At 45.9% G+C, this 14,696-nt stretch carries 12 protein-coding genes; 6 read left to right on the top strand and 6 right to left on the bottom strand.

Annotated features, from left to right (window positions below):
- Positions 1 to 111: 111 nt before the first annotated feature.
- Positions 112 to 1,005, bottom strand: a complete 894-nt coding sequence (gene oxyR / locus AB4161_RS09510; RefSeq protein ID WP_017061132.1) for a DNA-binding transcriptional regulator OxyR — start codon at positions 1,003 to 1,005, stop codon at positions 112 to 114.
- Here oxyR and AB4161_RS09505 point away from each other — a divergent pair.
- From AB4161_RS09505 to AB4161_RS09495, 3 genes are all read left to right on the top strand, one after another.
- Positions 1,004 to 1,183: a hypothetical protein gene (locus AB4161_RS09505; protein WP_048659170.1), complete on the top strand. Its 180-nt coding sequence runs from the start codon at positions 1,004 to 1,006 to the stop codon at positions 1,181 to 1,183. The genes oxyR and AB4161_RS09505 overlap by 2 nt on opposite strands.
- Positions 1,184 to 1,227: 44 nt before the next feature.
- The gene (locus AB4161_RS09500; protein WP_017061133.1) at positions 1,228 to 1,956 is read left to right on the top strand and encodes a glutathione peroxidase; all 729 of its coding nucleotides are present in this window, start codon (positions 1,228 to 1,230) and stop codon (positions 1,954 to 1,956) included.
- A 274-nt stretch (positions 1,957 to 2,230) separates the two neighbouring features.
- A complete protein-coding gene (locus tag AB4161_RS09495) occupies positions 2,231 to 3,697 on the top strand; it encodes a dihydrolipoyl dehydrogenase (protein WP_102370803.1) in 1,467 nt (488 codons plus the stop codon).
- Positions 3,698 to 3,864: 167 nt separating this feature from the next.
- On the opposite strand, the gene AB4161_RS09490 is transcribed toward AB4161_RS09495, so the two are convergent.
- On the bottom strand, positions 3,865 to 4,212 hold the full coding sequence (locus AB4161_RS09490; RefSeq protein ID WP_102370802.1) for a RidA family protein: 348 nt from the start codon (positions 4,210 to 4,212) through the stop codon (positions 3,865 to 3,867).
- 87 nt (positions 4,213 to 4,299) lie between these two features.
- Here AB4161_RS09490 and AB4161_RS09485 point away from each other — a divergent pair, with 87 nt between their 5' ends.
- Positions 4,300 to 4,548 carry a DUF3624 domain-containing protein gene (locus AB4161_RS09485; RefSeq protein ID WP_029235423.1) on the top strand — a complete coding sequence of 83 codons (249 nt, stop codon included), beginning with the start codon at positions 4,300 to 4,302 and terminating at the stop codon, positions 4,546 to 4,548.
- A gap of 255 nt (positions 4,549 to 4,803) precedes the next feature.
- On the opposite strand, the gene argH is transcribed toward AB4161_RS09485, so the two are convergent.
- From argH to argC, 4 genes are all read right to left on the bottom strand, one after another.
- Positions 4,804 to 6,678 (bottom strand): argininosuccinate lyase, encoded by a 1,875-nt coding sequence (argH, locus tag AB4161_RS09480; RefSeq protein ID WP_017061136.1) that lies wholly within the window; start codon positions 6,676 to 6,678, stop codon positions 4,804 to 4,806.
- 347 nt (positions 6,679 to 7,025) lie between these two features.
- Positions 7,026 to 8,237 (bottom strand): argininosuccinate synthase, encoded by a 1,212-nt coding sequence (locus tag AB4161_RS09475; protein ID WP_017061137.1) that lies wholly within the window; start codon positions 8,235 to 8,237, stop codon positions 7,026 to 7,028.
- Between the two features lie 113 nt (positions 8,238 to 8,350).
- Complete coding sequence (gene argB / locus AB4161_RS09470; protein WP_017063686.1) at positions 8,351 to 9,139, bottom strand: acetylglutamate kinase; 789 nt, start codon at positions 9,137 to 9,139, stop codon at positions 8,351 to 8,353.
- Between the two features lie 12 nt (positions 9,140 to 9,151).
- Positions 9,152 to 10,156, bottom strand: a complete 1,005-nt coding sequence (argC, locus tag AB4161_RS09465) for an N-acetyl-gamma-glutamyl-phosphate reductase (RefSeq protein ID WP_017063685.1) — start codon at positions 10,154 to 10,156, stop codon at positions 9,152 to 9,154.
- A gap of 153 nt (positions 10,157 to 10,309) precedes the next feature.
- On the opposite strand from argC, the gene argE reads away from it, so the two are divergent.
- Entirely contained in the window at positions 10,310 to 11,446 is a 1,137-nt protein-coding gene (gene argE / locus AB4161_RS09460; protein WP_009848891.1) for an acetylornithine deacetylase, read from the top strand.
- A gap of 252 nt (positions 11,447 to 11,698) precedes the next feature.
- Positions 11,699 to 14,335, top strand: a complete 2,637-nt coding sequence (ppc, locus tag AB4161_RS09455; RefSeq protein WP_017063683.1) for a phosphoenolpyruvate carboxylase — start codon at positions 11,699 to 11,701, stop codon at positions 14,333 to 14,335.
- Positions 14,336 to 14,696 lie beyond the last annotated feature (361 nt).

Genomic DNA, 14,696 nt, shown 5'->3' with positions numbered 1-14,696 from the left:
CTAAGGTTTGTAGAACCTAGTAACATGAACCAACAAAAAGGGTTGATATGCATTCATATCAACCCTTTTTTTATATCTATATCTGACCAGACTAGGCTCTAAATTCAAGCGCTAAGCCGTCTTCTCCAGTTGAGTTCGAATCGTCTCAGCCAATTGCTCGAAACGCCCCTTCAATGGAGAGCCCGGACGGTAGGCAACAACAATGCGACGTGAAGGTGTTGGATTCACAGCAGGTACGTAACACACACCGTCTTTCTGCTTCTCTTTCGGCACCGATAGCTGAGGAAGCAAGGTAATCCCCGCCCCCGCCGCGACCATGTTACGCAGCGTTTCTAAGCTGGTTGCCTTAAAGCGCTCATCATCTTTGGCGCCCGCAGCAAAACAGAAGCCCAAGGCTTGGTCTCTCAAACAGTGACCGTCACCTAGCGCAAGTACGGTTTGTCCATTTAGCTGCAGCATATCGACAGTGTCTTGCTGAGCCCACTCATGGTCACACGGAACGGCGACACTTAATGGCTCGTCATACACATCAATCTCTTTGAACACCGCGGTTTCATCAACCGCAGCCAATACCAAGCAATCGAGCTTGCCATCTTCAAGCTGACTCACTAGCTGATGGGTCTGAGCTTCATGCAAGTAAAGCTCAAGATCTGGGAAGCTCTCTTTAAGATGAGGAACAATCTTAGGCAAGATGTAAGGACCCACGGTTGGAATGAAACCAATGTGCATTGGCCCCGTCATCGCCTCACCGTGGCCACTCGCCATATCTTTAAAGGTTTTCACTTCATTGAGAATACGCTTGGCTTGTTCAACAAGTTGTAACCCTGATTCTGTAAATATCACCTTCCTTGGACTACGCTCGGTTAACTGAAGTCCAATTTCATCTTCCAGCTTGCGTATTTGACCGCTTAGTGTCGGCTGACTGACAAAGCACGCTTCTGCCGCTTTTCGGAAGTGTTTATGCTCTGCGAGCGCCACCAAGTATTCAAAGTCACGAATGTTCATGATCAGTCTCTTACCTCAGGTTTTAATAAGAACAAGGGTTCTAACAGAAACATTTAAAAGAAAAATGCTCTTGATAGAATTTACCTATCAAAACCATAACATCAAACGATTAGAGCTATCAAAGGATTTATCTAATAATGGGCTCAACGAAACGAAACAGAGCGAAGAAAAACGTTAAGCTCTGATAGAACAAAATTAAAAATACTATTTAAGGAAATCAATATGTTTGCATCTAAAGAAGGTCAATCAATCCCTCAAGTAACATTCCCAACTCGCCAAGGTGATGCATGGGTTAACGTAACGACTGAAGAGCTTTTCAAAGACAAGACAGTTATCGTATTCAGCCTACCAGGTGCGTTTACTCCAACATGCTCTTCAAGCCACCTACCTCGTTACAACGAACTACATTCAGTGTTCAAAGAAAACGGCGTTGATGACATCCTTTGTGTTTCTGTAAACGACACGTTCGTAATGAACGCATGGAAAGCAGACCAAGAAGCGGAAAACATCACATTCATCCCTGATGGTAACGGTGATTTCACAGACGGCATGGGTATGCTAGTTGAGAAAAACGACATCGGCTTCGGCAAACGTTCATGGCGCTACAGCATGCTGGTTAAAAACGGCGTGGTAGAAAAAATGTTCATCGAAGAAGACGTACCAGGCGACCCGTTCAAGGTTTCTGATGCAGATACTATGCTTAACTACCTTGCTCCTGAGCACAAAGAGCAAGAGTCAATCACAGTATTCACTAAGCCAGGCTGTCCTTTCTGTATGAAAGCAAAACAGAACCTAATCGACAAAGGTCTGAACTACGAAGAAGTGGTTCTAGGTAAAGATGCAACAACAGTAAGCCTACGTGCAATCTCTGGTCGCACTACCGTTCCTCAAGTATTCATCGGTGGCAAACACATCGGTGGTAGTGAAGAACTAGAAACTTTCCTAGGCTAATCGCTTCATCGCCGATATAGGCTTAGAAGTATCAGCTAACCCACCCTCTTGTGGGTTAGCTATTCCAAACACTCTTATCTGAGTTTTGGGAAAAAGAATATAGCTGGTGACTCGCCTGTCTTTTACTAACCTATAGTTAGCAATAAAAGCAGAGTCACAAGCTAAATCTAATAAAACAGAATCACAAAACTGACCCGCAATCCTGACTCTCAAAAAATCATCAGAGTTGGAGGGGTTCGTTCAAACCAAATTTAGCCATTGCGAGAAAATTATTATGAAACAAGTCAATGTAGATGTAGCAGTTATCGGGGGCGGTACGGCAGGTCTAGGTTCTTACCGCGCTGCAAAAGCACACACTGACAGTGTCGTGATGATTGAAGGCGGCCCTTACGGTACTACCTGTGCTCGCGTTGGTTGTATGCCATCTAAACTGCTTATTGCAGCTGCAGAAAGCGTACACCAAATCGAGAAAGCTCCGGCTTTTGGCGTTCACCCACAAGGCGATATCGTGATTAACGGTCGTGAAGTGATGGAGCGAGTGAAGTTTGAGCGTGACCGTTTTGTTGGTTTTGTTTTAGAAGGCGTTGATGAAATCCCAGAGCAAGACAAGATCTCTGGTTACGCAAAATTCTTAGACGATAACACGCTACAAATTGATGACCACACGGTTGTCACCGCTAAACGTATTGTTATCGCGACCGGCTCTCGCCCTGCATACCCTGCCGTTTGGAATGAACTTGGTGACCGCCTGATCATTAACGACGACGTGTTCAGCTGGGATGATTTACCAGAATCGGTTGCGGTATTTGGCCCTGGTGTTATTGGTCTTGAGCTTGGTCAGTCACTGCACCGCTTAGGTGTGAAGACCAAACTGTTCGGTTTGGGTGGTCAAGTTGGCCCAGTAACTGATCCAGAGATCATGGCTTATGCAGATAAAGCTTTCAATGAAGAGTTCTATCTCGATGCCGACGTGAAAATCGAAAGCATGAAGCGCATTACCACTGAATCGGGTGAGCCACGTGTCGAAATCCAGTTCATCAATAAACAAGGTGAATTAGAAACTAACGTCGTTGAATACGTACTAGCAGCAACAGGTCGTCGCCCTAACACTGACAAGCTTGGCTTAGAGAATACCTCTCTAGAGCTTGATGAACGTGGTGTGCCAATCGCAGACCACTACACGCTACAAACATCACTACCATCAATATTTATCGCTGGTGATGCGAGTAACCAACTGCCTCTACTGCATGAAGCAGCAGACCAAGCTCGTATTGCGGGTGACAATGCAGGTCGCTTCCCAGAGATTCGTGCAGGCCTACGCCGCTCTAAAATCTCGGCAGTATTCTCTGACCCGCAAATCGCGATGGTTGGTGAAACCTACAAAGAGATCACCACACGCTTAGGCACATGTGGCTGTTTCGCAACGGGTGAAGTGTCTTTCGAAAACCAAGGTCGTTCACGAGTGATGCTTCGCAACAAAGGTATTCTGCACGTATACGGCGAGCAAGGCACAGGCCGCTTCCTTGGTGCTGAGATGATGGGACCAAACGCAGAACACTTGGCTCACTTATTAGCATGGGCACACCAGAACAAGATGACGGTTTCTGAGATGCTAGACATGCCGTTCTACCACCCAGTAATCGAAGAGGGTGTACGAACTGCCCTACGCGACCTGAATGCGAAACTGCACCTAGGTCCAGAGATGGTGAAACACTGTCTGGATTGTGGCCCGGGCTGTTAATCTCAGACTAGCGCCAGTCAATTAGCAGTTAACAAACGTTAGATACTAAAAAGGAAAGCCATTGGCTTTCCTTTTTGTTTTTGGCTTCGAGCATCGTCATTCCAGAACCGAGGGACGAGGTATCTGGAATCTCTTGAAGCCATTGCGTCACTAAAAGCTTTAAGCAATTACTTCTCAGCAGCAATCACAGAGATTTCAACAAGTAGCGCTTCGCGAGCCATATCGCCAGTCACACATGCGCGAGCTGGAGCGTGACCTTCTGGTACCCATGCATCCCAAACTGCGTTCATTTCTTGGAAATCTTTCATGTCTTTCAAGTAAATCGTTGCTGACAGCATGTGCTCTTTGTCGCTGCCTGCTTGCTCAAGTAGCGCTTCTACTTTATCTAGCATCGTCTGTGTTTGCTCAGTGATGTCTTTGGTTGCATCAGCACACACTTGGCCACATAGGTAGATAGTGCCGTTGTGTTTCACAATACGGCTCATGCGTTGTTTGGTGTCTTGGCGCTCAATCATCGACTTTCTCTCTCTGTGTCACCGTGATCCAATATCTTGTGACGTGTTATTATCAGGGCAACAAGCATAACGCGAATCAAACCCAAGATGACATGCATTCATTGCAATAAAAGTGAAAAAATCCGTAACAAACTCGGTCGCTGCCAGCGTTGCATGAATCAGCTGATGGTGTTGTCGATTTTGAGTTGGGGAGTATGGTGGCTGTTTTTCAGAGAAGACCCAAAAACCATCAATGCCATCGCGTTGATGATGGCCGCTTTCGCGTTCAGTGGCTTGCTGTCGTTGCATTGGGTCATGAAGTTTGTGGTGTTACCGTTAAAGGGCAAAAAACGTTAGCTGGAAGTCTTTATTGGATAAAGAGTAGTGATTAGAGACAGGGCTAAACAATCCGATAATTCATCATAATTTTCGAGCTATTGTCATTTCCCGAACAGCAGATAGAAAAAAGCCCCAGAACCAATCGATTCTAGGGCTTTCTTAGAAAATTCTAAGAAAAAGCAGTGGTACTTTAATAGACCGGGCTTTTCTTAGTTTGTTCCCAAAAAAGATCAGATTTTTGATCTTTTTTTTAGGAGCTATAAAATCAATGCCTTATGCAACATTAACCTTAGCAATTATCTGCTCTACCAAGTTCACTTCCAATGCCACTTCATCACACGCATGTTGACGAGGACACTGGTCACAATCTTTCAGTACCTTCTCAGGCAGCAGAGATTTCGATGTTGGTAAGAAATCATGCTTCATAAAGAACTCTGGAGTACGAGTCAGCACAAACACCTTCTTGATGGCCATTTGTCGCGCTTTCTCAACCAAGTGCTGCACAATTGCGGTACCCTGCCCTTGACCTTGCCAGCCAGCTTCGACACCCAGTGAACGGATTTCCGCTAGGCCAGAGTCATACACATAGAGTGATGCACAACCTGTCACCTCACCATGATGCTCTGCGACCGCAAACGAGCCAATATCACGCACCAGTTCATTACGAGAACGAGGTAGGTTTTCACCCATGTTCGCCCAGTAAGCGACCATACCTTCCAACGCTTCAATATCGGTCAGACGAGCAGGACGAACCTTGACGATGGACGTATCACGCTGTGATAAACGTTTCTCAGCTTGGTCAACCGCGTAAGCCACTTGCTGTGGAGATACACCGCCTAGCGCGCTACGTTTTTCAAGACACGATTCAATGGTCAGGATGTCATACACATCTTCCTCAATCACCTCAGAGAACTCTTTCATCTCTGCGATGGTTAATTCTTCTAATGCACAGCCTTTAGCAATCGCCGCCACTACCGTCACACCAACAATATGGTGAGCTTCACGGAAAGGAATCCCTTTCGCTACTAGGTAATCAGCCAATTCAGTTGAGTTCGCGTAGCCTTGTTTCGCGGCTTCAAGTGTACGTTCGCCGTTCACTTTAATGCCGTCAAAACAGAGTGCTGCCATTTCCATACAATCATTCCAAGTATCTAAAGCGTCGAACAGACCTTCTTTATCTTCTTGCATGTCTTTGTTGTACGCCAAAGGCAGAGCTTTTACTGTCATCATCATTGCCGCTAATGAACCGTAAACACGGCCAGTTTTGCCACGGATAAGCTCTAGCGCATCTGGGTTTTTCTTTTGTGGCATCAGAGATGAACCTGACGTCACGGTATCCGCTAACTCGATGAAGTTTGATTCACCTGAGTTATAGAAAATCATATCTTCTGCAAGACGCGAAAGGTGAAGCATAGAGATAGAAGCAATCGACATTAGCTCCATCACATGGTCGCGGTCAGAAACTGAATCTAGAGAGTTGCGCGTTGCACGACGGAAACCTAAGTTGTGAGCTAACTCTTCACGGTCCATCGGGTAAGCTGTTCCAGCAAGGGCACCAGAACCCAGCGGACATGTGTCTAGACGCTTAATCGCATCATTCAAACGTGAATAATCACGCTCAAGCATTTCAACGTAAGCCAAGCACCAGTGAGCAAAAGTTACCGGCTGAGCACGTTGTAAGTGAGTGTAGCCAGGAAGCACGGTTTCTTGATGCTGAGAAGCAACGTTCACCATTTGGCTTTGTAGGCGATCCAATGCCAGTAGCAGTTGGTTACCTTGCTGACGACACCATAGTTTCAGGTCTGTCGCCACTTGGTCGTTACGAGAACGGCCAGTGTGAAGTTTTTTGCCCAAGTCACCGACTTTGCCGATAAGTTGCTGCTCAACCCAGCTGTGAATATCTTCTGCATCAGAACGTAGAATCTGTTCAGGATCTTCCATCACCTCAAGTTTTAGCTCATTCAGCGCTAACTCAAGCTTCTGTTGCTCTTCTTCTGTTAATACGTTGACCGACAGTAGAGCTTTAGACCAGGCAATTGAGCCCACAATGTCTTGCTCAGCCAATCGGTAATCAAAACGAAGAGAATCGTTAAAATCTTTGAACCGGGTGTCTGCTGCTTGGGTAAATCTACCGCCCCATAATGCCATTGTGTATCTCCTAATTGCACAGTGCTCACTGTTTTTGCAAATGATAATTCTGATTAAGATTCAGTATTTTTCTGATGGTTTAAACTTACGGCAATTCAAAATGAAAATAAAGTATTAATTCATTATTTTCACATATTTATTCACCAACAGTTCAATCCATTGATTATTTTTAGCGTGGAGCGCGAATTATATGCCATCCGATAGGAAAAACCGAAGCTGATTTATTAGGCAAATAGAAAGTAAAAAGCCCACTCACTAATCAATAGTGAATGGGCTTTGCATAATAATGTCTGTTTACTAACCTTCAATCTTTCATCAAAGGCTAGCTCACTAACTCATTGTTAGGATTACTTTTGGCTATTCAAAGCACGGATACGGCTTGATAGCGAGTAAAGGCGGATGAAGCCTTCAGCATGGCTTTGGTCGTAAACTTCATCTTCACCAAAGGTTGCAAACTCTTCTGAGTACAGGCTGTTGTCAGAACGCTTCTGAGTCACCGTTGCATGGCCTTTGTAAAGCTTGATAACCACTTCACCATTCACGTCTTGTGCTAGCTCTTCTGTCGCGGCAAGGATTGACTTACATAGTGGAGTGAACCAACGACCATCGTATACAAGGTGAGAAGCCTTAACACCGAGCTCTTCACGGAATTCGAATGCCGCTTTATCAAGAACCAGTTGCTCTACTGCACGCAGTGCTTCCATCATGATTGTGCCACCCGGAGTTTCGTAACAACCACGAGACTTCATGCCAACAAGACGGTTCTCTACGATATCGATACGACCAACACCGTGCTTAGCACCTTTCTCGTTTAGGTAAACCAGTGCGTTGTATGGCGTCATTGTTTCGCCATCAACCGCAACCACTTCGCCTTTTTCAACTTTAAGCGTCACTGTTTCAGATTCGTTTGGCGCTTGCTCAGGGTCTACAGTCCAAGCCCAGCAATCTTCGTTAGGTGCATTCCATGTGTTTTCTAGAACGCCGCCTTCTGTTGAGATGTGCCATGCGTTTGCATCACGCGAGTAAATCTTAGTAAGAGAAGCCGTACAAGGGATGTTACGCTCAGCCAGGTAATCTAGACACTCTTCACGACTCACTAGATCCCATTCACGCCATGGTGCAATTACGTGTAGATCAGGTGCTAGTGCAGCAAATGCGCCTTCAAAACGAACTTGGTCATTACCTTTACCAGTACAGCCGTGACACAGTGCGTCTGCACCTACTTTACGTGCGACTTCAACCTGTGCTTTCGCGATGATTGGACGCGCCATCGACGTACCTAGTAGGTATTTACCTTCGTAGTAAGCGCCCGTTTTCAGCGTTGGGTAGATGTAGTCAGCAACCATCTCTTCTTTAAGGTCTGCGATGTAACACTCAGATGCACCAGAAGCTTTTGCTTTCTCTTCGATACCAATCAACTCTTCGTCGCCTTGACCAACATCCGCAACAAACGCAACCACTTCACAGTCATAGTTCTCTTTCAACCATGGAATGATTACTGATGTGTCTAGACCGCCAGAGTAGGCTACTACAACTTTCTTTACGTTAACTTTGCTCATTTTCTTTCTCCTAGTTTCCATACTGCACATGGCGGTCAGCGTTGGAAATGACTTCATAATTATATGTTTATTTAATTTGTCTAAATTCTTTAAGTAGTGACTCGTTGTGAGACCTACTGAGGTAAAAACTGTGTTCCTATGCTTTTACCTGAAAACAGTTGTGTTAGCTTTTCTGGGTATCGCCAAGTGGCAACTTCGATTGGTCGTCCAAGGTCGTTAGCGGCTTCTAGTGCAGCTTGAACCTTAACGATCATGCCGTCGGTAATCACTTTGCCGGCAATAAGGTCATCGGCTTGCTGTTGATTAAGACTTGGAATGAGGTGGCCTTTGCCATCCAACACACCACTTACATCAGAAAGCAGTACCAGTTCAGCATCAAGTGCGCCCGCAACGGCAACCGCAGCTTGGTCGGCATTGACGTTCATCAGTTGACCTTGCTCAGTAAGACCAATTGAGCTAATGATTGGCAGTGCGCCCGCATTAAGAATCGCTTGCAGAACGGTTGAGTCGCCCGGCTCCGCTTTTCCTACCGCGCCCAGTTCAGGGTTCAGTTCGCTCACTTTGCATAAACCACCGTCTGCTAGGCTTAAACCAACGGCATTGATACCGTCTTTAATTGCCTGACCTTGAAGTAGTTTGTTGGCCGTGCCCGCTAGTGCACCAGCGATCACAGGGATCTGATCATAAGGAGTAACACGTAGCCCTTCTTTCTTAACGGTTTCTAGATTCAACTTATTCATCAAATCATCAACAAGGTAACCGCCACCGTGAACAATCACGATTGGTCGTTGTGCCTGTTGTTGGTAAGCAGAGATAGCACCAAATAACTTGCTAAGTGTTTCACCACAAGATAGCGCTGCGCCACCTAACTTTATGATTAATGGTTGATTATTAAGGCTCATATCTAGATTTCCTTACACTAACGCAGTTAATGGCGCAAAACCATAACGTAAATTTAAACACTGCATCGCTTGGCTAGATGCACCCTTTAATAAGTTATCAATCGCTGAAACAACGATGATGTGTTGACCTTGAACCTTCCAACCTAAGTCGCAGAAAGGTGTCTGTTCTACATCTTGAATTCTTGGCAGTGTCTCTTCGAGTAGTCTCACTGCTGGTTTACCTTGGTAAGCTTGTTCAAAGGCATCTTGTATCTGTTGTTCTGTCACGCCTTCAGCCAGTTTCATGGTGATGGTCGCTAAAATACCGCGCTTAAAGTTGCCGAGGTGTGGAGTGAAAATCACATCACATCCTAAATGTGCAGCCATTTCAGGTTGATGACGGTGATTGAAGACGCCATAAGCTTGCAGGCTTACTTCGCAGAAGCTGTTAACCATCGTCGCCTTGCGGCCTGCACCAGTCACACCGCTAGTCGCGTTAATCACTGGCCATTGGTTTTCATCCAGTAACTTGGCCTCAACCAAAGGTTTAATCGCCAGTTGTGATGCCGTTGGGTAACAACCCGCGACAGCGACAAGCTGAGCTTCTTTAATTTCTTGTTCGTTCCATTCCGCTAAACCGTAAGCCGCTTTGTCTAGCCATTGTTCGTGTTGATGTTCAAAACCGTAAAACTCTTGATAGAAGTTTTCGCCTTTAACTCTGAATGCACCCGATAGGTCGAACACTTGGCAATCGTTCTCTAGAAAGATTGGCGCTAGGTCGTGACTGACTTCGTGTGCAGTGGCTAAGAAAATCACATCAGACTGTTTAGCTACTTCTTCCGGATTTGTTAAAGGTTGTACTGGCATATCAATCAAACCAGCTAACTTACCGTGCAGTGCCGCAATAGGTTTACCTGCGTCTACACTATTGGCTGAGACATATAAACCTGATAGCGTGAGCTCAGGGTGTCTGTTTATCATTAGAGCCAGTTCTGCTCCTGTGTAGCCGCTTGCGCCAATGATCGTGGTTTTCAACATCTCAACACATCCATTCTTGAGGTAAGTTACATTTCAAATTTGACTATTCATACTTAATTTTTAGCTTTATTTGATTTCTTATGCATTAAATATGATTTAATATGTGTTTTACCGACTTATGGTTTTCCTGTCAATAGTAGAAGTGAAGTTATTATGCAATTACCGAGTTTTCTTGAGGTCTACAAAGGCCTAATTTCCACAGACTCTATTAGCTCGACCGATCCAAGCTGGGATCATGGCAACGAGAAAGTGATCGAAAAAATGGCTCAATGGTTTAAAGACGTAGGCTTTAGCGTTGAAGTCGTGGAAGTCGAACCCGGCAAGCATAATATGGTCGCTAAGATGGGATCGGGCGAAGGTGGCTTGCTACTCGCAGGACACAGCGACACAGTGCCATTTGATGAAGGACGTTGGAACTTCGACCCTCACGCACTAACAGAACACAACAATCGCTTCTATGGATTAGGCACAGCCGATATGAAAGGCTTTTTCGCTTTCGTTTATGAAGCGGCAAAGAAGATGGATTGGAGCAAACAGACCAAGCCGCTATATGTATTGGCAACCTGTGACGAAGAGACCACCATGCTGGGTGCGCGTCATTTCACTGAAAATGCACCGTTTAAACCGGATTACTGCATTATTGGTGAGCCAACCAGCCTTGTGCCGATTCGTGGCCATAAAGGCCATGTTGCTAACGCTGTGCGAGTAACGGGTAAATCAGGTCACTCTTCTGATCCTGCATTAGGTGTCAACGCCATCGAAATCATGCATGAAGTGTTGTTCGCTTTAATGCAACTGCGTGACAAGCTAGTCAAAGAGTATCACCACCCGGGTTTCGCAATTCCAAGCCCCACTCTAAACCTTGGCCATATTCACGGTGGCGACAGCGCGAACCGTATCTGTGGTTGCTGTGAGCTGCACTACGATGTACGTCCTTTACCGGGTATCAGCTTAGATGGTTTGGATAACATGCTGCGCAGCGCACTCAAAGAAGTAGAAGCAAAATGGCCGGGCAGAATTGAGATTACGCCACTGCACGAACCTATCCCGGGTTACGAGTGCCAACATGACCATCCATTTATCGGTGGCATGGAATCAGTTTGCGAAACTGAATCACAAACCGTGAACTACTGTACAGAAGCACCTTTCCTTCAAGAACTTTGCCCAACCTTAGTGCTGGGTCCAGGCTCAATCGACCAAGCTCACCAACCAGATGAGTTCCTAAGCTTCGATTTTATCGATCCAACGATTGATGTTCTGAGTAAGTCGATCCGCAAATATTGTTTCTAGTTATTACTTTTCTTCCAATATTTTCGTATAAAAGCTACCCGAAAAGGTGGCTTTTATTCTGTTATCCCAGACACAGCCTGATCTTGTAATTAAATTTCACTTTAATTCCGAACTATTGGGAAATTTACTTCTCCCGCATTTCGAAAACTAATAATTGCAAACTTAGAATGCTTTATTTGACTAGATACAGCACTTTTCGCTAGATTGTGTACTTAACAAGGAACAATGGATGTAATTTTTTTACGAGGCAGGATGACAATGAACGAGAAATACGCCGCTCTCAAGAGTAACGTAAGCATGCTGGGACGCTTGCTAGGTAACACAATCCAAGATGCACATGGTGACGTTATCTTAGAGAAAGTGGAGACTATCCGTAAACTTTCCAAATCCGCCCGCGCAGGCAACAAAGCTGACCGTGACAGCCTAGTTGAAGAAATCAAAAACCTGCCGAACGAACAACTCACTCCTGTTGCTCGTGCATTTAACCAATTTCTCAACCTCACCAACATGGCAGAGCAGTACCACACCATCTCTCGCCACTGTGAGGAGCATGTTTGTGAACCAGACGTGCTGCAATCTCTATTTTCCAAATTAAACCAGAATGACATCAGCAAGCTAGACGCGGCTCAAGCCGTTCGCGACCTGAACATTGAACTCGTTCTGACTGCACACCCAACAGAAATCACTCGTCGCACCATGATCAACAAGCTAGTTAAGATCAACGAGTGTCTGTCTAAATTAGAATTAAGCGACCTATCACACAAAGAGCGCGTGAAAACCGAACGCCGCCTAGAGCAACTGATCGCTCAAGGTTGGCACTCAGATGTGATTCGTCAGCAACGCCCTACGCCACTTGATGAAGCGAAATGGGGCTTTGCGGTTGTTGAAAACTCACTTTGGGAAGCTGTACCAGATTTCCTACGTGAAATGGACGGCCGACTAAAAGGCTACCTTGGTGAAGGTCTACCAATTGATGCGCGCCCGGTACACTTCTCATCTTGGATGGGCGGTGATCGCGATGGTAACCCATTCGTAACGCACACCATCACCAAAGAAGTACTGCGCCTATCTCGCTGGAAAGCCGCTGACCTTTACCTAGGTGACGTAAACGAGCTGATTACCGAACTATCGATGACTAAGTGTAATGATGCCGTTCGTGAACTAGCGGGTGATGAGCATGAAGCTTACCGAGCAATCCTAAAGAGCCTACGTACTCTGCTGAACAACACGTTAGAAGTGCTCGATGCAAAACTGCATGATGCTGAAGTACCGAAGAAAGAAACACTACAGAACATCGACCAACTTTGGACACCGCTTTACGCATGTTACCAATCGCTGCACGAATGTGGCATGGGCGTAATCGCAGACGGTTCTCTGCTTGATACTCTGCGCCGCCTAAAAGCGTTCGGTGTACACCTAGTTCGTCTCGATGTTCGTCAAGAAAGTACACGTCACTCAGATGTGCTGTCTGAACTGACTCGCTACCTAGGCATTGGCGACTACGACCAGTGGAGCGAGCAAGACAAGATTGCTTTCTTAACCAATGAATTAAGCTCTAAGCGCCCACTACTTCCTCGTGATTGGGAGCCATCTGAACAGGTTAAAGAGGTTTTAGACACCTGTAAGGTCATCGCTGCTCAACCTCGTGAAGCCTTCGGCGCTTACGTGATTTCTATGGCTCGTACTGCATCGGATGTACTGGCTGTTCACTTGCTGCTGCAAGAGTGTGGTTGCCCGTATCGCATGGACGTGTGTCCACTGTTCGAAACGCTAGACGACTTGAACAACTCAGAAGCAGTGATGAAACAGCTAATGAGCATCGACTTGTACCGTGGCTTTATCCAGAATCACCAAATGGTGATGATCGGATACTCTGACTCAGCGAAAGATGCGGGCGTAATGTCTGCAGGTTGGGCTCAATACGATGCAATGGACAAACTGGTTAAGGTTTGTGATGAAGAAGGCATTGAACTGACTCTATTCCACGGTCGTGGCGGTACGGTTGGTCGTGGTGGTGCTCCGGCGCACGCTGCTCTTCTTTCTCAGCCACCTAAGAGCTTGAAAGGCGGTTTACGTGTAACAGAGCAAGGCGAAATGATCCGCTTTAAACTTGGCTTACCAGACGTTGCTGTAAACAGCTTCAACCTTTACGCAAGCGCGATTCTAGAGGCGAACCTTCTGCCGCCACCTGAGCCAAAACAAGAGTGGCGCGACCTAATGGAAGTGCTATCTCAAGTATCTTGTGAGGCTTACCGCAACGTGGTTCGTGGCGAAGAGAAATTCGTACCTTACTTCCGTCAAGCGACACCTGAACTGGAGCTAGGTAAACTGCCTCTTGGCTCTCGCCCTGCGAAACGTAACCCGAACGGCGGCGTAGAAAGCCTACGTGCGATTCCATGGATCTTCTCTTGGAGCCAAAACCGTTTGGTACTGCCTGCATGGTTAGGCGCTGGTGAAGCGATTCAGTACTCTGTAGATCAAGGCCATCAAGCCCTGCTCGAAGAGATGTGTCGCGAGTGGCCGTTCTTCTCTACCCGTCTCGGTATGTTGGAAATGGTGTACTCGAAGTGCAACATGGAAATCGCTAAGTACTACGACCAACGCCTTGTTGACGAAGAGCTATTACCATTAGGAGAGTTACTGCGTGAACAGCTGCAAAAAGACATCAAAGCCGTGCTAAATGTTGAGAACAACGAGAACCTAATGCAGAGCGACCCTTGGGGACTTGAGTCAATCCGCCTACGTAACATCTACGTTGAGCCACTAAACATGCTTCAAGCTGAACTGCTTTACCGTACTCGTAAGTGTGAAACACCACCAGCAGAGCTTGAAGAAGCGCTAATGGTGACGATTGCAGGCATTGCAGCAGGCATGCGAAACACTGGTTAATTAGTGATTCCTACTATAACCTGATCAGCATTTATATCTAAAAAAAGAACAAAAGGTCGCCACGTGCGACCTTTTTATTTTGCAAAATAACCACTAGTGAGTATTTTGCCAGTTTTTTGGGTTATTTTGTCCATGTATTCTACTTTATGCTTATTATTTAGATATACTACTGCTCCGCTGCGGAAACACTCCAAAAAAATAATCTGCAGCAACTTGACCAATAAACTGGTCAACCTAGGTGATAAACGGCTTTGTAAGGTGACATAACCAACCGATGAGTTGGTGCTACTTAGACATAACCAATATAACGTGCCATTAGAAGCACACTTGTTGTTTAAGTATTTGTTTACTGTTTACCATT

This window comes from Vibrio sp. 10N.286.51.E5, assembly GCF_041469125.1.
GTDB classification, from domain to species: domain Bacteria; phylum Pseudomonadota; class Gammaproteobacteria; order Enterobacterales; family Vibrionaceae; genus Vibrio; species Vibrio crassostreae_C.
This window is presented reverse-complemented; position numbering and strand designations above follow the sequence as displayed.

Coding starts and splice junctions, on each gene's coding strand:
- oxyR (WP_017061132.1), bottom strand. CDS start 1,005: ATGAACATTCGTGACTTTGAATACTTGGTGGCGCTCGCAGAGCATAAA.
- AB4161_RS09500 (WP_017061133.1), top strand. CDS start 1,228: ATGTTTGCATCTAAAGAAGGTCAATCAATCCCTCAAGTAACATTCCCA.
- argH (WP_017061136.1), bottom strand. CDS start 6,678: ATGGCATTATGGGGCGGTAGATTTACCCAAGCAGCAGACACCCGGTTC.
- AB4161_RS09485 (WP_029235423.1), top strand. CDS start 4,300: ATGACATGCATTCATTGCAATAAAAGTGAAAAAATCCGTAACAAACTC.
- ppc (WP_017063683.1), top strand. CDS start 11,699: ATGACAATGAACGAGAAATACGCCGCTCTCAAGAGTAACGTAAGCATG.
- AB4161_RS09495 (WP_102370803.1), top strand. CDS start 2,231: ATGAAACAAGTCAATGTAGATGTAGCAGTTATCGGGGGCGGTACGGCA.
- AB4161_RS09490 (WP_102370802.1), bottom strand. CDS start 4,212: ATGATTGAGCGCCAAGACACCAAACAACGCATGAGCCGTATTGTGAAA.
- argC (WP_017063685.1), bottom strand. CDS start 10,156: ATGTTGAAAACCACGATCATTGGCGCAAGCGGCTACACAGGAGCAGAA.
- argE (WP_009848891.1), top strand. CDS start 10,310: ATGCAATTACCGAGTTTTCTTGAGGTCTACAAAGGCCTAATTTCCACA.
- AB4161_RS09505 (WP_048659170.1), top strand. CDS start 1,004: ATGATCAGTCTCTTACCTCAGGTTTTAATAAGAACAAGGGTTCTAACA.
- AB4161_RS09475 (WP_017061137.1), bottom strand. CDS start 8,237: ATGAGCAAAGTTAACGTAAAGAAAGTTGTAGTAGCCTACTCTGGCGGT.
- argB (WP_017063686.1), bottom strand. CDS start 9,139: ATGAGCCTTAATAATCAACCATTAATCATAAAGTTAGGTGGCGCAGCG.